We start from the raw sequence: 21,340 nt of genomic DNA on the forward strand, positions 1-21,340 counted from the left end.
CGCTCCTAACCCACACCATATGACTATTTCACATGGCTACATCTAATAATTTTTCCTTGAGCGAGGTCATTTATAACTTTTTCTTAAAGAAATTATTTCCGCTAGGAGGATTTCACCGATATAGCCAGATCCAACAGCTCTTTTGCATGCTGCTTCGACAATTCCGTCACTTCCGCTCCAGCAATCATCCGGCCGATTTCTGCAATTTTTTCTTTTTCAGAAAGCGGAATAACCTTTGTTTTCGTTCTTCCCTCTTTGCTTACTTCCTTAGCAATTAATAGATGGTTGTCAGCCATCGCTGCAACTTGAGGAAGATGCGTGATGCATAGCACTTGAGAGTTAATCGACACCTGATAAATTTTTTCTCCGATCGCTTGGGCGACACGGCCGCTTACACCAGTATCCACCTCGTCAAATATGATGGAAGTAATTCCTTGATGCTTGGAAAAAATCGTTTTTAAGGCAAGCATGATTCTTGATAATTCCCCGCCGGAAGCAATTTTCGCAAGAGGCTTAAGAGGTTCGCCTGGATTGGTGGAAATGTAAAATTCCACAAAATCCATGCCGTCACTTCCAAATTTCGTTGGAATTCCATCGATCAAAGCGGAATCTTGGGCCTCTTTCTGCGAAAATTGAACCTTAAATGTAGTTTTATCCATGTACAGCTGTTTTAATTCAGATGTGATTTGAGCAGTTAGCTTGTTTGCATATTTTTTTCTTATTGCCGTTAAATGTTGGGATTTTGTCAGCAGTTCTTCGACGACAGATTTAAGCTCATTTCTAAGCGTTTGAATATGGCTATCACGGTTTTCAATCGTATCGATCTCTTTTTCAATTTCATCTCTATATTGCAAAATGTCTTTGATTGTTTGCCCGTACTTTCGTTTTAACCGATGAATGACATGGAGGCGGTCCTCTATCATATTTAACCGATCAGGATTAAATTCCATGCGTTCTAATTCATTTCTAAGCTGAAACGTTAAATCCTCTACAACGTAAAAACTGTTCGACAGCGTTTCGGACATTTCTTTTAACTGTTTATTAAATTCTGCTGCTTCTTCTAAATGATTCATGGCAAGTCGTAAAAAATCAAGCCCGCGCTGCTCTCCTTGCAGCGATTCATAGCTATTTTTCAAGGCTTCATAAATTTTTTCAAAATTTAACATTTCCTGCCGTTCTTCCTGAAGCTTTATATCTTCATCCATTTTTAAATCGGCATCGTCAATTTCCTTTAATTGAAACTTCAATAAATCCAATCGATGCGCCATCTGCTGCTCATTTTCTGAAAGGGCTTTTAACCGCTTTGTTAAGTCCGCGTATTTTTTATAAAGCTTTACGTATGCATCCTTTGCTTTTTTCACTTCTTCGCCGCCATATTCGTCGAGAAGATGAAGATGCTTTTGCTCGTCCATCAGCTCTTGATGATCGTGCTGTCCATGTATATCGACTAATGTGCTCCCAATATCCCGGAGAATTCCGATTGTGACAAGCTTTCCATTAATTCTGCAAATGCTTTTTCCGTTAGCGGAGATATTCCGGTTTAAAACAATCATGCCTTCACTAGCATCTATTCCTAATTCATGGCACTTTTTCAAGCACGGATGGTCCTCTTCTTCCAATATAAACAACCCTTCCAATTCAGCGCGCTTTTCACCGGCTCGGACAAATTCAGAAGAACCGCGTCCTCCTACAAGAAGAGATATAGCATCAATAATGATCGATTTCCCAGCACCTGTTTCTCCCGTCAGCACTGTCAGCCCTTTTTCAAAAGAAAGAGATAGGGATTCAATAATGGCAAAATTTTTAATCGACAATTCCGCTAACATCGCATTTTCACCCCAAACTTGTTAAAGCATGTCCAAAAATTTTTCCGTCAACGTTTTGGTGTCTTCATTCTTCCTGCATATAATTAAAATCGTGTCATCGCCGCAAATTGTCCCTAATATTTCTTCCCAGTCCAAATTATCAATTAATGCACCGATTGCATGAGCATTTCCCGGCATTGTTTTCATCACAAGCAAATGTCCGGCAGAATCGATTTTAACAAATGCATCCATCAATGCTCTTTTCAGCTTTTGATGGGGATTGAAGCGCTGATCTGCGGGCAGGCTGTATTTATAACGTCCATCAGATGTCGGAACCTTCACTAAATGGAGCTCTTTGATGTCGCGGGATACGGTTGCTTGGGTGACATTAAAACCTAAATTTTTCAGCATTTCAACTAGTTCATCCTGCGTTTCGATTTCGTAATTTGTGACAAGCTCTCTAATTTTAATAAGACGCTGTCCTTTTGTCATTAGCGACCACCCCTATTCTCTTTCCTGTTATGATATCTCATAGAAAAACAGGAATAACTTGTATTCGTTATCCCTGTCTCTTTATTTTTAACGTCGAATGAGCGTTTTTCACAATTTCTTCAATTGTTTCCGTAAATTTTATGTCACCTTTTTCTTTTGCCCCTCCCCAATACAAATGGAGCAAAAACTCTATATTCCCGTTGCTGCCAGTGATCGGAGAGTACGATAAATGTAAGCAATCAAATCCTTCATTGATTGCAAAGGCCGTTATGTCATGCAAAACTTCCTCATGAACCCGAGCATCCTTCACAATTCCTTTTTTCCCGACTTTTTCTTTTCCTGCTTCAAATTGCGGCTTAATTAGCGCGACGCATTCACCAGTCGGCACCAAAATGGTTTTTAAAACAGGGAGGATCAATTTTAAAGAGATAAACGATACATCAATGGTAGCAAATTCCGGAAGCCCCTTTTGAAAATCCTCCGGCTTTACATAACGGAAGTTTGTCCGTTCCATCACGATGACACGTTCATCTTGACGCAGCTTCCAATCCAATTGATTATACCCGACATCCACCGCATAACATAATTTTGCGCCGTTCTGCAAGGCGCAGTCGGTAAATCCTCCCGTAGAAGAGCCGACATCTACCATAATTTTTCCTGCCACACTGATTTCAAATTGTTTCAATGCCTTTTCCAGCTTTAAACCGCCTCTTGAAACATAAGGGATCGCATCTCCCTTTACAGTTAACGGGATGTCGCGATCAATTTTTTCGCCAGGCTTATCCAATCGTTTTTCATTTGAATAAACAAGCCCGGCCATAACGGCTCTTTTTGCTTTTTCTCTCGTTTCTGCAAGTCCTCTTTCTACAAGCAATACATCTAAACGTTCCTTTTTACCCATATTTGATTCCTTTTTCTTTTTTTGGTATTACTTCGAGCACATTTTTTATTATTCCTTCTTTTGTTAATCCAATCTCTTCTAATAGTTTTTCCACGCTTCCATGCTCGATAAAGCGATCTGGAATTCCCATTCTTTTCATTGTAAGATTTGTAAAGCCATGCTTTTCAGCAAATTCTAATACCGAGCTGCCAAAACCGCCTTCAAGAACTGCTTCCTCTACTGTTAAAATCGGTATTCCTTCGTTGAAAATCTCAAGAAGCATTTTCTCATCAAGCGGCTTTAAAAAGCGGGCATTGACGACTCGAACGGAAACATTATTTTTGGCAAGTGCTTTCGCTGCATCCAATGCCATTTTAATCGTCGTTCCAAATGTTAAAATGACAGCATCTTTACCTTGTAAAAGAACTTCCCACGTACCGATCGGAATTTCTTTCAGCTCAGGATCAAGAGGCACACCCAATCCTGTTCCTCTCGGATAGCGAAGAGCGATCGGCCCTTCATCGTACTTCAGAGCCGTATAAACCATATGCTGTCCTTCATTTTCGTCTTTCGCCATCATTAATACAATGTTTGGTATATGGCGCAAAAAAGCGATGTCAAATACTCCCTGATGGGTTTCTCCGTCAGCTCCGACGAGTCCTGCGCGGTCAATTCCGAAAAACACATTTAAGTTTTGTCGGCAAATGTCATGAACCATTTGGTCATAACCGCGCTGCAAAAAGGTTGAATAGATTGCCAAAAACGGCTTCATATTGGCAGCAGCAAGTCCTCCTGCAAGCGTCACCGCATGCTGCTCTGCAATACCGACATCAAACATTCTGTCCGGAAATTCTTCTCGGAATTTTTCAAGTTTCGAACCAACCGGCATGGCTGGTGTAATTGCAACAATTCTTTCATCGTTTCTCGCTAATTTTCGAACTGTTTCACTTACTAATTCACTCCAAGACGGAGCCGATATTTTCGGTTTAACAAAATCGCCTGTTTCAATTTTATAAGGGCCTGTTCCATGCCATGTTCCAATCTTGTCTTTTTCGGCAGGCAAATAGCCCTTTCCTTTTTTCGTGATAACATGCAGCAAAACAGGGCCTTTTGTTTTTTTGGCATAACTAATGTTTTCCATCAATGCCTGAAAATCATGTCCGTCAATCGGTCCAAAATAGGTAAAGCCAAGCTCCTCAAAAAACATGCCCGAAACGAATAAATATTTCAGACTGTCTTTAAGCCGTTCTGCTGTTGAGGCAAGCTTTCCTCCGACAGCTGGAATTTTTTTCAACAAGTATTCCAACTCTTCTTTTACCCAGTGATATTTGCCTGTTGTTCTTAATCTTCCAAGTATATGATGAAGAGCACCGACGTTTGGAGCAATAGACATTTCATTATCGTTTAACACAACAATAATATCCTTTTGTTCATGGCCGATGTGATTCAATGCTTCAAGCGCCATGCCTCCGGTTAAAGCACCGTCGCCGATAATCGGCACAATATATTCATCCGTTCCTTTTAAATCGCGGGCAATAACCATTCCCATTGCCGCAGAAAGTGAAGTTGAACTGTGCCCCGTTTCCCAAACATCGTGCTCGCTTTCTGAACGTTTCGGAAAACCGGACAATCCTTTATACTGCCTCAACGTATCAAACTCTTTCGCCCTGCCTGTCAAAATTTTATGAACGTACGCCTGGTGACCTACATCCCAAATAAATTTATCTTTCGGGCTGTCAAACATTTTATGTAAAGATATTGTCAGCTCAACTACTCCTAAATTTGGTCCAATATGTCCGCCGGTCACTGACAGCTTTTCAATTAAAAATTGGCGAATTTCCGCGCTCAATTGCTCCAGTTCTTTTATTGAAAACTTTTTCAGAAATTTTGGATTTTCGATGGACAATAGATCCAAAACGGATCACTCACTTTCGCTTTTTAGATATGCTTACTTTTTTATGATTCTTTCCTTTTTTCTCTTTCATCAAAACAATATTAAATCTTTTTTCAAAAAAATAAAATATCTTTCCGACATAAAAAATAATCGGAGTTGAAAAACGGATTGCAAACGCCTTTCCAAACGCTTTTCCTCCGACAGTAAGAGCAGCTACAATGCTTGTGAATACGATTGAAATCGTAAACTCAAGCGCCGAAGTTTGACGGTCGGCAAACGTCACCGCCAGCTGCACTACGACAACAGCCGAGGCTGTTCCGCTGATTATGCCGGAAATATCGCCAATAACATCGTTGCAAAAGTTCGAAAAGCGATCGGCATTTCGGATAATTTGAATGGCATGCTTGGCACCGCTCACACGCTTTGACGCCATCGCATGAAACGGAACCTCATCTGCTGATGTGGCAGCAATGCCGAGCATATCAAAAAAAATGCCGATTAAAACGATCACAAAAACGATCATCATACCGGCAGCCCATCCGACGCCTTCCAGAAGAACAGTTGATACAATTGAAAAAAGAGCCGCTAACACGAATGTGATAACGGCAATTCCTAAACTCCATCGTATTGAATATCGAATTAGCTCTTTCATCATGAAATGCATAACACCTGATTTCTATGTAAAAACTATATATAACGAAATGGAGTGGTCATATATAGAGTAAACATTACGGCTTAGGTCCAGTAGGTTTTCCCAGTCAAGTACCAGGCGTTGCCGCCCCGGCGGTTTCCCTTTAAACCTGACTTAGCGCTGTCGCCAAACGCTAGACTGGATTGCCACTTAGTCCGTACTACAATCCTCTATATATGTCATGTGAACAGTCTAGGAGTTTTCCTCAAACAGCCTTTAGCCGGTTCCTAGCCTCTTTTGCAGAGCCGATTTCATATGTCACATAAGAAACTCTTTCATTGGCCATATGAAAAAGTTCCTTGTTTCCATAATCCCCTCGGCCTCCACTCAAGGCAGGCTACGCTGTCCGCGCCTCATTGCACTATGAAGCGCGTAGACAGGTTCATACCCATTTTGCACATAAAATGGGCCTCCGCGGAAAGAGGGTCAACGCCCACATGCCATTGTGGATCGCCCTCTAACCTTAACCCCCAGCATCAACCCAAGGCTGGGCGCCTCAAGCCAACACCAGGAACTTCATCGATGTGCCCTTTAGCGGATTTTTAGGCCCGCCTTCAGAACCGGAGGGCTGACTAGAATACTGCACCACTCCATCATGTTTTCTGACAGAATTATATCATATAGGAGTGTTTTCCTCAACTTGTTGGAGAATGCACACATTCAAATGCGAATCCCGTTCCTCACATTTTGTCGACCCGTTGGAGGTGCACCGAATTTTCATCGTTTAATGTTCGCGCTCCCCAATTAAATCACAAAACGATAATAGAAGCTCATTGTTTATGGAACATGTTTGCAAAATAGCCTTTGATGTTTCAATATGCTCCGACAATTTTTCCTTTGCGCCTTCCAAAGACAGTACGGACAAATACGTTGTTTTTTTATTCTCTTCATCGGAACCAACAGGCTTTCCGATCTTTTCTTCGTCTCCTTCAACATCTAATATGTCATCTTTAATTTGGAAGGCAATGCCTATATGGTATGCGAATTCCTTTAATTTATTTATTTCTTCAATCGACGCCTCAGCAATGATGGCACCTGCAATAATACTGAAAGCCAGAAGCTTTGCTGTTTTATGCTCATGAATATATTCAAGCTGTTTTAAAGTTAATTGTTTGTTTTCTCCTTCCATGTCGGCAACTTGTCCGCCAACCATTCCTTCTGCACCAGCCGCCTTTGAAAGCTCTGAAATGAGCGTCAATTTTACGCGATCTGAAAGCTCTTCAGCATCAGCAATCAGCCGAAAGCTTTCAGTCAGTAATCCGTCACCTGCCAGCACGGCTATGGCTTCTCCATATACTTTATGATTGGTCGGCTTTCCTCTTCTAAAATCATCATTGTCCATGCATGGAAGGTCATCATGAATAAGCGAATACGTATGAATCAATTCCACCGCACATGCGACCGGGTAACCAATTTTCTCTTCTTTTCCATACGAATGGAGAACGGCAAGCAAGAGCATAGGGCGCAGACGTTTCCCGCCGGCATTTAAGGAATAAAGCATCGATTCTTTAATAATTTTCGGGGCATTTAATCTTTCAATATATGTGGGAAGAACGGAATCAATGGCAGCTTTGCGCGTTTTTAAGTATTCCGGAAAAGACATCACTTTTGTTCTTCCTCCTGTGCTTGGAAAGGTTTGATCGTTCCATCTTCATCAAGAATAAAATCCAATTGCTTTTCAGCTTGCGTTAATTTTTCATGGCAAAGCTTTGAAAGCTTCATTCCTTCTTGAAAATATTGGATCGCCTGTTCTAATGGAACATCCCCGTCTTCTAATTTTAAAACAATTGCTTCCAGCTCTTTCATCGCTTCTTCAAACGTTAATTCTTTTTGATCATTCATGATCTTCTCTCCTCAATTTCAGATACTTCACAATGGATGGTCCCGTCCTGCAATTTAATTTGAATAAAATCCCCTTCAGCCGTTTGTTTTACGCTCTTTACCAGCTTATCTTGTTTATACACAAGGCTGTATCCACGTTCCATAATCTTTAATGGGCTGAGTGCATCAAGTTTAGAAGCCAATGCTTGAAAGCGATTCAGCTTCTGTTGATATAAAGCTGTCATCTCGCGCAGCATTTTTTTGTCCAGATCCTTCATTCTTGTCTTCGCCCGCTCAATTTGGTCATATGGAAGTTCGTTTTTAAGACGATTCGTCAATAACAAGTATCGGTTCGTTTGATCGTTTAAGTAACGTTTTCCTGCTTTTTTAAACCGTTCGAATAAAATGTCCAGCTCCTGTTCCTTTTGCATATAAAGCTTTTTCGGATATTTGAATGCATATGAGTTGGTTAAGCGGAAAAGCTTGAGCTTTTCCTTTTTGATCCGTTCCTTTAAAGCGTTCGTCATTCTAATGTTCCGTTCCCGGATCTTTTCGATTAAATCCGTTATATTAGGAACAGCCAGCTCTGCTGCTCCGGTTGGAGTCGGCGCCCGAAGATCGGCGACAAAATCTGCGATTGTATAATCTGTTTCATGGCCTACAGCAGATATAACGGGTATTTTTGATTTAAAAATTTCCCTTGCCACCATCTCTTCATTGAAAGCCCACAACTCTTCAATCGATCCGCCTCCTCTTCCAACAATGAGGACATCGAAATAACCGAGGGAGTTGGCAAGCTGTATTTTATTCACAATCGATTTTCCCGCTTGTACACCTTGAACAATTGCGGGAATAACCACCACTTTTGCCACAGGGTATCTTCGTTTGATCGTTGTGATGATATCCCTGACGGCTGCACCTGTCGGCGATGTGATCACACCGATCGTCTTTGGAAAGGCAGGAATCGTTTTTTTATGCTTGACATCGAACAGCCCTTCTTGCTCCAATTTTTTTTTCAGCTGCTCGAATGCAAGATAAAGCCCTCCTACTCCATCAGGCTCCATTTCCTTTGCATAAATTTGGTATATTCCTCCGGGCTGGTAAATGGTAATTTCACCGCGTACCAATACGTTCATCCCGTCCTCTGGGCGAAATGGAAGAGAACGGTTAAAACTCGAAAACATAACCGCCTGTATTCTGGCATGCTCGTCCTTTAACGTAAAATAAATATGTCCGCTGTCATGAATTTTTACGTTTGATAATTCGCCTTTTACCCAAATATCGCGCAAATGTGGATCAACATCAAATTTTCGCTTAAGGTATTTTGTTAACGCCGAAACGGTTACAAATTTTTTGTTACTCATGAACAACTCCTTTAAAGCAAGTTTATGGACGTACCCGCTTCTTTGCGGATTTAACCGTATTATAAACCAGCATCGTAATCGTCATTGGACCTACTCCGCCGGGAACAGGAGTAATGGCGCTTGCTTTTTCTTTTGCCTCATCAAATTTTACATCGCCTACAAGTTTTCCGTTCTCAAGTCTATTGACGCCAACATCTATTACGACTGCACCTTCTTTAATATGATCAGCACCTATGAAATGAGGACGCCCGACAGCAACGATTAAAATATCTCCTTGGATCGTATGCTCCCGCAAATTTTTCGTTTTCGAATGGCAATATGTAACCGTTGCATTTTCGTTTAGAAGCAATTGTCCGACCGGTTTTCCGACAATATTGCTTCTGCCAACAACGACAACATGCTTTCCGGGAATTTCGATATTTGCAGATTTGATCATTTCAACAATTCCGGCCGGTGTGCACGGCAAAAACGCATCCTGTCCCGTCATCATGCGTCCAACATTAATCGGATGAAAGCCATCCACATCTTTTTCTGGAGAAATTTTTTCAATGACTGCTGTTTCATCAATATGGTCAGGTAACGGAAGCTGAACAAGAATTCCGTCATAACGATCGTCCTGATTATATTTTTCTATCACTTCAAGCAGTTCTTCTTGTGAAATCGACTCCTCCAAATGTTCCAGCTTAAAAGAAACGCCGATTTCCTCCGAAGCTTTTTGCTTCCCCTTAATGTAAGAAAGGGAAGCAGGATTGTTCCCAACTAAAATAATGGCAAGGCCGGGTGTTACCCCTTTTTCCTTTAATTGTTCCACTTCTTTTTTTAACTCGCTTCGCATTTCTTTTGCCAATTCTTTTCCGTCAATAATCGTCGCCACCATCTTTTTCCTCCTAAGCTTTTTTTTCTAACTCTTCTTTTATACTTGAGAGGACACCATTTACAAATTTGCTCGACTGAACATCTCCGAACATTTTAGCAAGTTCAATCGCTTCATCAATTGTTACATTGAACGGAATATCCGGTTCATATTTCATCTCATATACAGCTAAACGCAAAATGGCACGGTCAATGTTAGCCAATCTTTCCAATTTCCAATTGGTTAAATTCCTTTTTATCAATTCGTCAATTTCGTTTTGATGTTCAACCGTTCCGAGTACAAGCTTATTTAAAAATGGATCATGTTCATTACCGTCCAAAACATGATTGATGGCTTCCTCAGGAAGCGCTTCAGCCAAGTCAATTTGAAACAGTGCCTGCAATGCCTTTTTCCTAGCTGTTCTCCGTTTCATCTTTTTGCTCCTTTTTTCAAACTATGTCGAAATGTCATATATGAATCATATCATAACTGTCTCTTGTATCACATATGAAAGTTCATCCGAAAAGAAATTTCAGAATCTTTCTTATTATTCTTTATTTTAAACAAAAAAGGGGAGGATATCCTCCGCCTTTACATTTCCTCTTGAATTTCAGGCTCTTCCGTCTTCGTTTCAAACTGAATGCCCACTACATGAATGTTGATTTCGTTGATTTCAAGCGCCGTCATCGTTAAAAGCGTTTGACGAATATTTTCTTGTACTTTCTGTGCAACAGCCGGAATGGAAACCCCGAAATTCATGACACAATATACATCAATGACAATGCCTTCTTCACCTAAGTCTACTTTTACGCCTTTACCATGATTTTTTTTGCCAAAGCGTTCAGCGACTCCTGAAGCGAAATTGCCGCGCATTTGGGCTACCCCTTCTATTTCAGATGCGGCAATTCCGGCGATGACTTCAATGACTTCCGGAGCGATTTCCACTTTTCCAAAGCTTGCTTCATGATTCATTTCCAATCCTGTATCTTTCAAATAGTACACCTCCAAAATTATGACATGATTTTATAATTTTCAAGAAATCTAGTGTTGAACTCCCCGCTGATAAATTTTTCATGATCCATTAATTTCAGGTGGAAAGGTATGGTTGTATGCACTCCTTCTATAACAAATTCACTTAAAGCTCTTTTCATTTTGGCTATCGCTTCTTCCCTTGTCGCTCCGTGTGTAATCAGCTTTGCGACCATTGAATCATAATATGGCGGAATGGAATAGCCAGGGTAGCAGGCAGAATCAATGCGGACACCCGGTCCGCCCGGAGGCAGGTACATTTCGATTTTACCAGCTGAAGGCATAAAATTCTTTTCCGGGTTTTCTGCGTTAATTCTACATTCGATCGCCCAGCCGTTAAATGTAATGTCTTTCTGTTCAAAGCTTAGTGGTTCGTTTGCTGCAATCTTGATCTGCTCTTTGATCAGATCAATGCCTGTGACCATTTCAGTAACAGGATGCTCAACTTGAATGCGGGTATTCATTTCCATGAAATAAAATTGCTCATTTTTATAATCAAAAATGAATTCCACTGTACCTGCACCGGAATAACGCACCGCTTTGGCTGCTTTTACAGCCGCTTCCCCCATTTTATGTCGCATTTTATCAGATAGTGCAGGAGAAGGAGTTTCTTCCACCAGCTTTTGTAAGCGCCTTTGAATGCTGCAGTCCCTTTCACCTAAATGAACGACGTTTCCATGGTGATCGGCAAGAATTTGGATTTCAACATGGCGGAAATCTTCAATACATTTTTCAATGTAAACGCCTGGGTTTCCAAATGCTGTTTGCGCTTCCTGCTGAGTAATTTGGATCCCTTTCCGCAAGCTTTCTTCGTCATTCGCAACGCGTATTCCTTTTCCTCCGCCTCCGGCGGCTGCTTTAATAATGACTGGATAACCGATTTGATTTGCGATCTCAACTGCTTCCTCTTCGCTTTTAATGATCCCTTTTGACCCAGGCACAATCGGAACACCCGCCTGCCGCATTGTTTCCCTAGCAACATCTTTTTTTCCCATTTTTGTGATTGCTTCTGGACTAGGGCCTACAAAAACAATGTTGCAATCATTGCAAAGCTCGGCGAAATCAGCGTTTTCTGCCAAAAATCCGTAGCCTGGATGAATGGCTTCTGATCCAGTCAACGTCGCTACACTCACGATGTTCGTAAAGTTTAAATAGCTGTCTTTAGATGCAGTCGGTCCTATGCAATACGCTTCATCTGCAAGCTGAACATGCAAGGAGTCTTTATCCGCCTCAGAATATATGGCGACTGTTTCGATCCCTAATTCCTTGCAGGCGCGTATGATTCTTACTGCAATTTCTCCTCTGTTTGCTATCAGCAATTTTTTAAACATTTTCTTTCCCTCACTCTGGTTTTACAAGGAATAATGGTTGTCCGTATTCAACAAGCTGACCGTTCTCAACTAAAATGTCGACAATTTCGCCTTTTACTTCCGCTTCAATCTCATTAAATAATTTCATTGCCTCTACAATGCAAACAACGGTATTCTCTTTTACTTTTGATCCTATTGTAACATAAGGATCTGCATCTGGGTTTGGAGCAGCATAAAATGTGCCGACCATCGGCGAAGTAATTTTATGTAAATTTTCTGTTTTCTGCTCGCTTTCTTCTTTCGGCAAATGCACCTCTTTTTTCGGCTGTTCTAAAGATTCAGCAGCTGGTTGCTTTGGCAAAGCTTGAATTTCAGAAGCATTGTTATAGACAACATGCTGATTAGCGCGAGCCGCAGTTTTTTTTAATTGGACCTTTGCCCCTTCGCTTTCATATGTAAATTCATCAATGGATGAATCATCGATCAATTTGATGATTTCCTTTATTTCTTTAAAATTTAACATGAAAAAACACTCCTTAAAATGAATTCCAATTTGCTAGATATTATCATCAAGTATTAAAAGTAACTATCATTTATGATACGATAACTTTTTGCTAAAATTCAATAACTATTAAAAATATGAGCAAACAATTCAAAGCAGCTTTTTCTTCACATGAAAAAATCCCCGATTTTTTTCGGGGAGTCATGTTACTTTGCTATTTCAAATGTTACGGCAACATCTTGCATGGACTGGATTTCATCCTTCACCAATTGAATCAGTTCGTTTGCTTGCTGCGGGGAGTGTTCTTTCGCTTTTACGGTAATTCTCACCTTGTCTCCATCAGCGCGAACTAATGCATCCTCGTAGCCTTTTGTTTTGATAAGTGTTTCTAATACCTTCTCTTTCTCTGACAGCTTGGATAATTCGCGCATCTCCTCATATGCATTGTTTTTTTCCTCAGATGAGACATCATTGGACCCAATAATTGTCTCCAGCTCCTGCTTGCGTTCACTTCTTTCATCTTCCACTTCCATTCTCAGCGCAGTAAATAAATCATCGTCCGTTATTGTGGAGACTACCGATCCATCTTCTGAGCTGGACTGCTTGCTCGATTGTTCTTTTTCTTGCTGCTTCGCATCAGTTTTTTGCTGCTCTGTTTGTTCTTTATTATTGTCATTTCCGCTTTCTTTTTCATTCGAATTCGTCTCTGTATCCGTCAACACCACATCAGGGGAAGATCCTCCTTCAGGAGATGTAATGTAATAAACGGACAGCACAACAACTAAACTTAACATGGTTAATAACCAAACAGTTTGTTTTTTTAACATGTCAAGCATCCTCCTTTACTTTTTTGGCAATACGGCTACTCTATGACTATCGACATCAAGCACCCTTGTAACTGCATCGGTGATCATTTTTTTAATTTGAACGTTTTCAGCACCTTTTGCTACTACTAACACCCCGCGTATTTTCGGCTTTTCGGTTTTTACAACGATGGGCGATTCTTGATCCCCTTTTCGAATGATTACCACTTGTTCGTCAACAGATTTATCTTCCACCTGCCGCTTTCCGCCTTCACGGTCCGTCTCATCTGTCGTTTGGTTTTGAATCGAGCGATTTTTTTCCAACACACTTTCAGATGAAGAGTCAACATTGACAATAACTTCTACCTCACCTACGCCTGAAATGGACTGAAGCGCTCCTTTTAGCTCATTTGCATACTGCTGTTCATAACGTTCAATTGTTCCTTTTTCACTTGTTGTTTGTTTAAATGCGGGCTCAACATCCTCTTCTTCTGCAGCGGTGTTTATCGTTTCTACTGTTTTGCTTTCGCCGGATAAAAAACTGCCGATCAGCATAAAAGCGATTCCAAGCGTCAAAAGTATAAGCATGAATGGATAGGTGGCTGATTTTTTGAGCATATCTCGTCCGGGAAGAAGAGAGGCTAGTCGCTGCAAAAAATTTTTCCTATCATTCACTTAGGCCGCCTCCTTCCATTTCAATCGAAATTTTTTCTTTCGATACTCCCCATGTTTCAGCAAGCTGGGCAATTATTTCGTTTTCATTTGCGAGCATTTTTTTGTCTTCTTCGTTCATGTTGATTTCAACCGGTTTAACCGTTTCAACCGTGTGGGGAAGATCTTTTTCTTCCACGAAAACTGTAACTTGCTTTAAATCGTTTTCTGATTCAATCTTCTCTTTTGTTTCATCAACCGAAAGATGAATTTTTTGAACCTTTAAACCATAGTTTTCTACCAGCTCCTCTTCCGCTAAATTTTTCATTTGGACAGCCATTTGTTCTAAAATATATGCACGGTTGTTAGCTTGTATTTCATTTTTCTTAAATTCTATTGATTTTTTTATTGAATCTTCTTTTGCTTCCGAGTTCAGCAGCTCCTCGGATAACAAGTTCGGAAAATCATAGGAAAATATTTTTAAAATCGGCGTAAGAATGACAGACACTAATAATAAACTAACAACGACTTTTACATATTTTTGCATTGCGGATCTCGGCAGCAGCATATCTAAAATAATGGCAATAAAAATAAATAATATGATATTAGTGACCCATTCGGTGATGAATGACATATACCACCACTCCTATCGAACCATCATGGTGACATTGCTCGCTGCGATAATAACTGTAATGCTTAAAAAAAACATGAACGATACAAGGATCAGTGCCGCTAGTATATAGATGATGCTCTTGGAGATGATGTCTAAACAGGAGATAATCTCTCCCGGCCCTAAAGGCTGCAAAACGGCAGCGGCAAATTTATAGATGAAGGCAATCGCCAGTACTTTCATTGCCGGAAAAATGGTGATCAAAAAGAGAATGGCAACACCAATGACGCCAATTGTGTTTTTTAACAGCATCGATGCGCTAAAGAGCGTATCAGCCGCTTCCGTAAACATTTTTCCAAGCACAGGTATAAAGTTTCCCGTTATAAACTTTGTCGTCCGCAAGGCGATCCCGTCTGTCACAGCTGCCGTCGCCCCCTGGACAGAAATCACTCCTAAAAAAATGGTTAAGAAAATGCCTAAAAGCCAGATGCTAATGCTTCTGAACAGCTGAGCAAGCTGAGTAACTTTATATTGATCCGTCATCGTGCTGATTAAAAATAACAAAGAAGACAAAAACAGCAGAGGGAGAACAATTTTTTCAATCAACAAACCGCTTCCGTTCATCAAGAAAATGGTAATGGGGTGAAAAAATGCAGCCGAAGCAACTCCTCCAGATGACGCCATTAAAGCTATTAACATCGGAATTAAAGCTAGAAGAAAGCTTGTCATCCCGTTAATCGCATTCGTTGCATAGGAAATGGCTACGTGAAAACTGTTTAAAGCTAAAATGACAAGCACCATATAAACAATGGAGTAAGCAACTTTGCTTACATTTTTTTCTTCAAAAGCGTTTTGTAAATGCTGGAGAAGAACGCTAAATATCGTTAAAATGATAATGGTTCCAAGAAGCTTTCCGTTTGCCAAGATTTCATGTAAAAGAAATTTCAAAATGCCAACGGCCCACTCTTTTATAGAAAATTGTTTTTCACCTTTAATAAAATCCATCAAGCTTCCCTTCTGGCTTTCCGGAAGAAGTCCTCCGTATGTCGTCATAATGTCATTCCAAAAATTTTTAATTTCCTCAATCCCAAGCTCGTCCATTTGTTCTGCCATATATTCTTGTTGAATCGCTTCTTCTTTTGGAGGATCTGCCGAGGAATTTTGCTCTTGAGAGGCTTGTACCATGTTTGGCACAGCGAAAGCAAAAAACGCCAAAAAAAGGATGCCGCGAAAAAATGATGACTGAATCCCCATCACCCCCTTAAACTTATATATTTGGGAGAAGCTTAATCATCGTTTGTATAATCACCGTCATGATCGGAATTGCCATAGATAAGATTAAAATTTTCCCTGCCAATTCAATTTTGGATGCAATAGAGCCTTGTCCGGCATCTTTCGTAATTTGCGCACCAAATTCAGCAATATAGGCAATTCCGATGATTTTTAAAATGGTTTCGACATAAATCAAATCAATGCTTGCTTCATTCGCAATTCTTTCGACCATTCGAATCAATTCATAAATTTGATCCACTAAAAAAAGAAAAATGGAGACACCGGTAAAGACGATTAATAGAAAGGCAAAGGTCGGCTTTTGTTCTTTTATGACAAGAGCGAGCAAAGTTGCAATCAATCCTAGCCCGACAATTTGAAAAATTTCAATCTCCAAAACCTCCTATCCTTGAAAAAGAAAAACCGCTTTAATTTTTTGGAACAAATCGTTGACAATGGAAGCAACCATAAAAAGTATGTAAATAAATCCCAACAATGTAACCCATTGGGCGTACTCTTTCTTCCCCATTTGATCTAAAATGGTATGAAGAAACGCAACGATAATTCCGATTCCAGCGATTTGGAAAATTGTGTTGACGTCAACACCCATGTCCCTTTCTCCTCCCAGCTTATATCGCTACATCAAAAGAATGATAATGAGCAATCCCGCTAAAAATCCTAAGCTTTTCGTCATTTTTCCGTAATGCTCTTGATTAAACAGCGCTTCTTTTTCTTCTTTTTCCAAATGAGCCATTGTCAATTTAATATGCTTTTGCTGGCTGATTAAATCATGCTGCCCCAATGTTTCTCCAAATTGCTTTAAAACTTCCAATTCCCCTTCCTTCAGCGATGTATAAGGCCATATTTCAAGCAGACTGCTTTCCCATGCGCTTTTCACATCCATGTCGCCTTGCGATAATTTCTCAGAAAATAATGTAAATAGATTAGAAAGCGGAGGGGCTGCCTGTTTGGCAATATGAAGCGATGCATCCTGCAATGGTGTGTGGCCGTACATGATCTCAGCTTCCAAGCTTTGCAAAGAAACCTTTAATTGCCGCAATTGTCTTGTCCGCTCTGTCAATCGTTTAGCCGAATCAAACCCAATCCATGTTGTTGCTAATAAGATGAATAAAGACCCTAGCAATTTCATCGCTATTTCACACCTGCTTTATACACAATCTCTTTTTCTTTTTTTCCAAATATACGGGAAACCGTCCCTGGAGTACCTTTTTTCTCCAATTCCATGTATCGGTCAAAAATGCCTAATTGAATAAGTTCTCTTAAGGTCGGACGGTGCAGCAAATCTTCAAAGCATTCGCCATGAGCGCTCACAAACAGCTGAACACCGCTGTTCACAGCTTCCATTAATGCATCGGTATCTTCCTTACGCCCTATTTCATCAGCAATAATGATGTCAGGGCTCATCGAACGGATCAACATCATCATCCCTTCTGCTTTCGGGCATCCGTCCAATACATCAATGCGAAGACCAAAAGTAAATTGCGGAATTCCTTTTACACTGCCGGCTATTTCTGATCTTTCATCCACAATGCCGACCTTTTGAGGCGGAATCGTTTTAACCCCAGTACTTATGATCCGGGCAAAATCGCGCAGCAGCGTCGTTTTTCCTGATTGGGGAGGTCCAAAAATAAGCGTATTTAACCATTTTTTTTCATATACATAAGGAATATATTGCTCAGCCAGGCCTATTTTCTCCCTTGCTATCCGGATATTAAAAGATGTAACGTGCCGTATGGCTTTGACATTGCCGTTTTCTGTAATCACTTTTCCAGCAAGGCCGATCCGGTGCCCTCCTCCAATCGTAATAAAACCTCTCTTTAATTCTTCCTCCAGTGTGTAAATCGAATATTGGCTGATCTTGTTTAAAATCATCATCCCGTCTTCTTTTGTCGCCTCGTAGTGAAGAAAGTGCGGTTTGCCGAAAGCGATGATTTCAATCGGCTTGTACAAACGTATGCGAATTTCTTCCATCTGTTCAAAAAAAGAAGAAGGAAGCTGCTTTAATTCATTTGCAATTGTTTCGGGAAAAATTGAGATGATTTCTTTCAATCTTCCTTCCCCCTTTAATACCTTATTTATTTTCAATGTATGCAAGCTTGGCCACTTTATGACTACCGTTTCTCTTATTCCTTTTTTTGCATTTATCATTTCAATAGAATTTGATAGAATTTTCTGATTTTAACAGTTATAATGGAGTTAGGGGGTGGTGAGTGAATGTTGGTTCAAATTTATGATGGACTTGTATGGCTTCTTGCGGCTTTTATTTATATTGTTATACCTTTTGCCGTTTTCAGTGAATTGAGGAAAAAGAAAAAAGCGTGGATAGATCATTAAAGGTGGACAAGCTGTATTTGAATCCTGTTCAAAAAAAGGCCAGGTTGGAAAGCTTGTGTATTCTGATCTTTTATAAACGATTGCGAAAATAGCTATAAAATCTTTCTTTTCAAAAAAATAACCCACAGAAATCAGTTAGAATTCTGCGGGTCTTTTCGTTTTCTCTGTCTTTTTTCATTATTTTTTTTAAGAATAATTACGCACGGGAAACATAAGAACCGTCAGAAGTATTGACGATAATAACGTCCCCTTCATTAACGAAAAACGGCACTTGCACGACAAGCCCTGTTTCAAGCGTAGCCGGTTTAGAGCCGCCTGATGCAGTGTCCCCTTTAATGCCAGGTTCTGTTTCCGTAACAGTTAATTCAACCGTGTTCGGAAGCTCAATTCCGATTGTTTCGCCTTGATACATCATGATGTATACTTCCATATTTTCTTTCAAAAACTTCAACTCATATTCAATTTGTTTTGAAGTAAGCTCAATTTGTTCATACGATTCTGTGTCCATGAAAACGTGCTGATCGCCATTTGCATACAAATATTGCATTTTCCGGGTGTCAATTTGAGCACGTGCTACTTTTTCGCCAGCCCGAAACGTTTTTTCTTGGATGGCACCTGTCCGAAGGTTGCGCAATTTTGAACGAACGAACGCCGCCCCTTTACCAGGCTTTACATGCTGGAATTCAAGAACGCGCCAAATCCCCCCATCGACTTCAATCGTTAAACCTGTACGAAAATCATTTACAGAAATCATATTTGGTCCTCCTATTACATTTTCTTTAACAACATTGATTGGGGCACTCGCTAGAGAATGATGAGCTCTTTCTTCGAATGAGTCAACACTTCATTTCCGTGCTCAGTGATCAAAATATCATCCTCAATTCTTACCCCGCCTTTTCCTGGAAGGTATATACCAGGTTCAACCGTGACCACCATGCCTGGCTGAAGAACGGTATCAGAGCGAGCTGATAGTGTCGGTCCTTCATGGATTTCAAGTCCGATTCCATGTCCAGTTGAATGACCGAAATATTCGCCGTACCCTTTATCCTCAATGTAGGTACGTGTAACAGCATCCGCTTCCCTTCCAGTCATTCCAGACTTGATTTCGCGCACGCCTTTCTTTTGTGCTTCAAGCACGATGTTATAAATTTCTTTCATTTCATCTCCAGGATCTCCAACAGCAATTGTCCGCGTCATATCTGAACAGTATCCTTTATAATAGGCGCCAAAGTCAAACGTTACAAGCTCTCCCTTTTCAATTGGTTTTTCACTTGCTACACCATGGGGAAGGGCTGACCGATAACCTGACGCGACAATCGTATCGAAAGATGAGGAAGCTGCTCCTTTTTTTCGCATAAAAAATTCGAGCTCATTCGCTAGTTCAATCTCTCTCACACCTGGACGGATCATATGTAAAATGTGTGTAAAGGCAGCATCAACGATTTCAGCGGCTTCCTTTAATATCTTAATCTCTTCATCAGTCTTTATCAAGCGCAACTTTTCCACAATATTTGAGACAGGAACGAATTCAATCCCTTTTAAAACATCCTTGTACGATGTGTATGTTGAATAAGAAAGATGATCCTGCTCAAACCCGAGCGTTTTGATCCCCATTTTCTTCGCCTGCGCAGCGACTTCTTCAAAAATCGATCCTGAATGCTGCACGATTCTAAAATGCTTTACTTGTTTTTTTGACTGTTCTACATACCGGAAATCGGTAATAAAGCATGCATCCTCTTTTGCCACCAGTGCGACCCCGGCCGTACCTGTAAATCCCGTCAAATAGCGGCGGTTATATTCGTTTGTAATGAGCATGCCGTCAATATTTAACTGTTCCATTTGTGAACGAACTTTTTCAAGCTTCATGTGTTTCCTCCCTGATCAAACGTAGTAAAGATAAAGCTGCCAATTGATAGCCGTAAAACCCTAAGCCAATTATTTGCCCTTGTGTCACCGGTGCTGTGACAGAATGATGCCGGAACGGTTCCCGTTGATTTGTATTGGAGATATGGACTTCAATTACCGGTTTTGAAATGCTGGCAATTGCATCCCGTATCGCATAGCTGTAATGAGTAAAAGCTCCTGGATTTAAAATCACTCCATCAAATTGTTGATCGGCTTCATAAAGCTTATCGATAATCTCTCCTTCATGATTCGATTGAAAAAAAGAAAATTGAACTTGTTTTTTTTCACCGAGAGATTTCAATTCATTTTCCAAATCTGCCAATGTTTTTTTTCCGTAAATATGCGGCTCCCTCACGCCTAAATAATTTAAATTCGGGCCATTGATCACAAGTATTCTCTCCATCGATTACACCTTTCTATCATGTATTAAAAAAGAATGTCCAGTATTATGAACATTCTACCATAAGATTCTTGATCTCTCATCATTTAGTTTATGATTGGATCTTGTGACCCTGACACAGTTCTATAATCTCATCATTTAGTTTATGATTGACGCTCCCCATATTCGTAGGAAATGGAATACCCGACAAAAACGCCAAACAGCACATACAAGCAGATGGAGGTGACAATGGTATTTGTACCAAGCCGACCGAGCGGATCGATTTTTAGAAATGCCGGTCCCAGCCAGCAAAAAACAACGGCCCACAGCGCGACTCCGAAAACAATGCCTCCCCATATTGACCGAACTTTTTTGAACAGAACATAATATAAAAATGCAGTAAGTATAGAAATGATGCCTATGAAGGCAGCTCCCGCAAAATGCCCAGCGACTCCGTTCTTCCAATTATCAAAGGCAAATAACATGAGAGCTCGATTTGGCCCGATTTTCGTAAAGTTCAACACATACGCTAAATATCCTATCAAACTCCATAATACTCCGCCAGTAAAACCAATGACAACAATTTTCAGAAAAAAGGATCGGAATGGTTCTTTTTTCTTTTCCTTACCAGTAGAATTCTTTTTTTCGCTGTTAAGCATCCGTCCACCTCCCTCTTTTAATATGTCCACTTTTCTTTTCTTGATGAATTTTTCATGAAAAGTTTATT

Annotated in this window: 25 protein-coding genes; all 25 read right to left on the reverse strand. The window is 40.4% G+C overall.

The genetic code is table 11. The annotated features are described in order from the left end of the window. Positions 1–101: 101 nt before the first annotated feature. Complete coding sequence (gene recN, locus NSU02_RS13290) at positions 102–1,826, reverse strand: DNA repair protein RecN (RefSeq protein ID WP_144596804.1); 1,725 nt, start codon at positions 1,824–1,826, stop codon at positions 102–104. Between the two features lie 21 nt (positions 1,827–1,847). After that, a complete protein-coding gene (gene argR / locus NSU02_RS13295; RefSeq protein ID WP_063388132.1) occupies positions 1,848–2,297 on the reverse strand; it encodes a transcriptional regulator ArgR in 450 nt (149 codons plus the stop codon). 67 nt (positions 2,298–2,364) lie between these two features. Next, positions 2,365–3,198 carry a TlyA family RNA methyltransferase gene (locus NSU02_RS13300; RefSeq protein WP_066247615.1) on the reverse strand — a complete coding sequence of 278 codons (834 nt, stop codon included), beginning with the start codon at positions 3,196–3,198 and terminating at the stop codon, positions 2,365–2,367. Next, a complete protein-coding gene (gene dxs, locus NSU02_RS13305) occupies positions 3,191–5,092 on the reverse strand; it encodes a 1-deoxy-D-xylulose-5-phosphate synthase (RefSeq protein ID WP_339193036.1) in 1,902 nt (633 codons plus the stop codon). The genes NSU02_RS13300 and dxs overlap by 8 nt, the downstream gene beginning before the upstream one ends. Before the next feature lie 10 nt (positions 5,093–5,102). Continuing rightward, the gene (locus NSU02_RS13310; RefSeq protein ID WP_339195800.1) at positions 5,103–5,723 is read right to left on the reverse strand and encodes a hypothetical protein; all 621 of its coding nucleotides are present in this window, start codon (positions 5,721–5,723) and stop codon (positions 5,103–5,105) included. 763 nt (positions 5,724–6,486) lie between these two features. After that, complete coding sequence (locus NSU02_RS13315; protein WP_063388129.1) at positions 6,487–7,365, reverse strand: polyprenyl synthetase family protein; 879 nt, start codon at positions 7,363–7,365, stop codon at positions 6,487–6,489. Next, positions 7,365–7,604: an exodeoxyribonuclease VII small subunit gene (locus NSU02_RS13320; RefSeq protein ID WP_063388128.1), complete on the reverse strand. Its 240-nt coding sequence runs from the start codon at positions 7,602–7,604 to the stop codon at positions 7,365–7,367. The genes NSU02_RS13315 and NSU02_RS13320 overlap by 1 nt, the downstream gene beginning before the upstream one ends. Then, positions 7,601–8,947 (reverse strand): exodeoxyribonuclease VII large subunit, encoded by a 1,347-nt coding sequence (gene xseA, locus NSU02_RS13325; RefSeq protein ID WP_339193037.1) that lies wholly within the window; start codon positions 8,945–8,947, stop codon positions 7,601–7,603. Before xseA ends, NSU02_RS13320 begins: the two co-directional genes overlap by 4 nt. A 22-nt stretch (positions 8,948–8,969) precedes the next feature. Next, positions 8,970–9,824 carry a bifunctional methylenetetrahydrofolate dehydrogenase/methenyltetrahydrofolate cyclohydrolase FolD gene (gene folD / locus NSU02_RS13330; RefSeq protein WP_066247612.1) on the reverse strand — a complete coding sequence of 285 codons (855 nt, stop codon included), beginning with the start codon at positions 9,822–9,824 and terminating at the stop codon, positions 8,970–8,972. A 10-nt stretch (positions 9,825–9,834) separates the two neighbouring features. Then, entirely contained in the window at positions 9,835–10,233 is a 399-nt protein-coding gene (gene nusB / locus NSU02_RS13335) for a transcription antitermination factor NusB (RefSeq protein ID WP_063388125.1), read from the reverse strand. A gap of 158 nt (positions 10,234–10,391) precedes the next feature. Beyond that, positions 10,392–10,793 (reverse strand): Asp23/Gls24 family envelope stress response protein, encoded by a 402-nt coding sequence (locus tag NSU02_RS13340; protein ID WP_063388124.1) that lies wholly within the window; start codon positions 10,791–10,793, stop codon positions 10,392–10,394. Positions 10,794–10,810: 17 nt separating this feature from the next. Continuing rightward, the gene (gene accC / locus NSU02_RS13345; protein ID WP_063388123.1) at positions 10,811–12,160 is read right to left on the reverse strand and encodes an acetyl-CoA carboxylase biotin carboxylase subunit; all 1,350 of its coding nucleotides are present in this window, start codon (positions 12,158–12,160) and stop codon (positions 10,811–10,813) included. 10 nt (positions 12,161–12,170) lie between these two features. Beyond that, positions 12,171–12,662, reverse strand: a complete 492-nt coding sequence (accB, locus tag NSU02_RS13350) for an acetyl-CoA carboxylase biotin carboxyl carrier protein (RefSeq protein WP_066247610.1) — start codon at positions 12,660–12,662, stop codon at positions 12,171–12,173. A 185-nt stretch (positions 12,663–12,847) separates the two neighbouring features. Next, complete coding sequence (locus NSU02_RS13355; protein ID WP_066247608.1) at positions 12,848–13,468, reverse strand: SpoIIIAH-like family protein; 621 nt, start codon at positions 13,466–13,468, stop codon at positions 12,848–12,850. 15 nt (positions 13,469–13,483) lie between these two features. Next, entirely contained in the window at positions 13,484–14,119 is a 636-nt protein-coding gene (spoIIIAG, locus tag NSU02_RS13360) for a stage III sporulation protein AG (RefSeq protein WP_232515569.1), read from the reverse strand. Then, positions 14,112–14,729, reverse strand: a complete 618-nt coding sequence (spoIIIAF, locus tag NSU02_RS13365) for a stage III sporulation protein AF (RefSeq protein WP_063388120.1) — start codon at positions 14,727–14,729, stop codon at positions 14,112–14,114. Before spoIIIAF ends, spoIIIAG begins: the two co-directional genes overlap by 8 nt. A 12-nt stretch (positions 14,730–14,741) precedes the next feature. Next, the gene (gene spoIIIAE, locus NSU02_RS13370) at positions 14,742–15,890 is read right to left on the reverse strand and encodes a stage III sporulation protein AE (RefSeq protein ID WP_311067360.1); all 1,149 of its coding nucleotides are present in this window, start codon (positions 15,888–15,890) and stop codon (positions 14,742–14,744) included. Positions 15,891–15,972: 82 nt separating this feature from the next. Then, entirely contained in the window at positions 15,973–16,371 is a 399-nt protein-coding gene (spoIIIAD, locus tag NSU02_RS13375) for a stage III sporulation protein AD (protein WP_094246193.1), read from the reverse strand. Positions 16,372–16,377: 6 nt separating this feature from the next. Then, a complete protein-coding gene (gene spoIIIAC / locus NSU02_RS13380) occupies positions 16,378–16,584 on the reverse strand; it encodes a stage III sporulation protein AC (protein WP_063388118.1) in 207 nt (68 codons plus the stop codon). 27 nt (positions 16,585–16,611) lie between these two features. After that, complete coding sequence (gene spoIIIAB / locus NSU02_RS13385; protein WP_066247606.1) at positions 16,612–17,124, reverse strand: stage III sporulation protein SpoIIIAB; 513 nt, start codon at positions 17,122–17,124, stop codon at positions 16,612–16,614. Between the two features lie 2 nt (positions 17,125–17,126). After that, positions 17,127–18,044 carry a stage III sporulation protein AA gene (gene spoIIIAA / locus NSU02_RS13390; RefSeq protein ID WP_063388116.1) on the reverse strand — a complete coding sequence of 306 codons (918 nt, stop codon included), beginning with the start codon at positions 18,042–18,044 and terminating at the stop codon, positions 17,127–17,129. Between the two features lie 481 nt (positions 18,045–18,525). After that, the gene (gene efp / locus NSU02_RS13395; RefSeq protein ID WP_063388115.1) at positions 18,526–19,083 is read right to left on the reverse strand and encodes an elongation factor P; all 558 of its coding nucleotides are present in this window, start codon (positions 19,081–19,083) and stop codon (positions 18,526–18,528) included. Positions 19,084–19,133: 50 nt separating this feature from the next. Beyond that, positions 19,134–20,195 (reverse strand): Xaa-Pro peptidase family protein, encoded by a 1,062-nt coding sequence (locus tag NSU02_RS13400; RefSeq protein WP_094246194.1) that lies wholly within the window; start codon positions 20,193–20,195, stop codon positions 19,134–19,136. Further along, positions 20,185–20,637: a type II 3-dehydroquinate dehydratase gene (aroQ, locus tag NSU02_RS13405; RefSeq protein ID WP_339193038.1), complete on the reverse strand. Its 453-nt coding sequence runs from the start codon at positions 20,635–20,637 to the stop codon at positions 20,185–20,187. Before aroQ ends, NSU02_RS13400 begins: the two co-directional genes overlap by 11 nt. Before the next feature lie 140 nt (positions 20,638–20,777). Beyond that, on the reverse strand, positions 20,778–21,272 hold the full coding sequence (locus NSU02_RS13410; protein ID WP_063388112.1) for a YqhR family membrane protein: 495 nt from the start codon (positions 21,270–21,272) through the stop codon (positions 20,778–20,780). Positions 21,273–21,340 lie beyond the last annotated feature (68 nt).

The organism is Aeribacillus sp. FSL W8-0870, assembly GCF_037963755.1.
Lineage (GTDB): Bacteria > Bacillota > Bacilli > Bacillales > Aeribacillaceae > Aeribacillus > Aeribacillus composti.

Coding starts and splice junctions, on each gene's coding strand:
- recN (WP_144596804.1), bottom strand. CDS start 1,826: ATGTTAGCGGAATTGTCGATTAAAAATTTTGCCATTATTGAATCCCTA.
- argR (WP_063388132.1), bottom strand. CDS start 2,297: ATGACAAAAGGACAGCGTCTTATTAAAATTAGAGAGCTTGTCACAAAT.
- NSU02_RS13300 (WP_066247615.1), bottom strand. CDS start 3,198: ATGGGTAAAAAGGAACGTTTAGATGTATTGCTTGTAGAAAGAGGACTT.
- NSU02_RS13310 (WP_339195800.1), bottom strand. CDS start 5,723: ATGAAAGAGCTAATTCGATATTCAATACGATGGAGTTTAGGAATTGCC.
- NSU02_RS13315 (WP_063388129.1), bottom strand. CDS start 7,365: ATGTCTTTTCCGGAATACTTAAAAACGCGCAAAGCTGCCATTGATTCC.
- NSU02_RS13320 (WP_063388128.1), bottom strand. CDS start 7,604: ATGAATGATCAAAAAGAATTAACGTTTGAAGAAGCGATGAAAGAGCTG.
- xseA (WP_339193037.1), bottom strand. CDS start 8,947: ATGAGTAACAAAAAATTTGTAACCGTTTCGGCGTTAACAAAATACCTT.
- folD (WP_066247612.1), bottom strand. CDS start 9,824: ATGGTGGCGACGATTATTGACGGAAAAGAATTGGCAAAAGAAATGCGA.
- nusB (WP_063388125.1), bottom strand. CDS start 10,233: ATGAAACGGAGAACAGCTAGGAAAAAGGCATTGCAGGCACTGTTTCAA.
- accC (WP_063388123.1), bottom strand. CDS start 12,160: ATGTTTAAAAAATTGCTGATAGCAAACAGAGGAGAAATTGCAGTAAGA.
- accB (WP_066247610.1), bottom strand. CDS start 12,662: ATGTTAAATTTTAAAGAAATAAAGGAAATCATCAAATTGATCGATGAT.
- NSU02_RS13355 (WP_066247608.1), bottom strand. CDS start 13,468: ATGTTAAAAAAACAAACTGTTTGGTTATTAACCATGTTAAGTTTAGTT.
- spoIIIAF (WP_063388120.1), bottom strand. CDS start 14,729: ATGTCATTCATCACCGAATGGGTCACTAATATCATATTATTTATTTTT.
- spoIIIAE (WP_311067360.1), bottom strand. CDS start 15,890: ATGGTACAAGCCTCTCAAGAGCAAAATTCCTCGGCAGATCCTCCAAAA.
- spoIIIAC (WP_063388118.1), bottom strand. CDS start 16,584: ATGGGTGTTGACGTCAACACAATTTTCCAAATCGCTGGAATCGGAATT.
- spoIIIAB (WP_066247606.1), bottom strand. CDS start 17,124: ATGAAATTGCTAGGGTCTTTATTCATCTTATTAGCAACAACATGGATT.
- efp (WP_063388115.1), bottom strand. CDS start 19,083: ATGATTTCTGTAAATGATTTTCGTACAGGTTTAACGATTGAAGTCGAT.
- NSU02_RS13400 (WP_094246194.1), bottom strand. CDS start 20,195: ATGAAGCTTGAAAAAGTTCGTTCACAAATGGAACAGTTAAATATTGAC.
- aroQ (WP_339193038.1), bottom strand. CDS start 20,637: ATGGAGAGAATACTTGTGATCAATGGCCCGAATTTAAATTATTTAGGC.
- NSU02_RS13410 (WP_063388112.1), bottom strand. CDS start 21,272: ATGCTTAACAGCGAAAAAAAGAATTCTACTGGTAAGGAAAAGAAAAAA.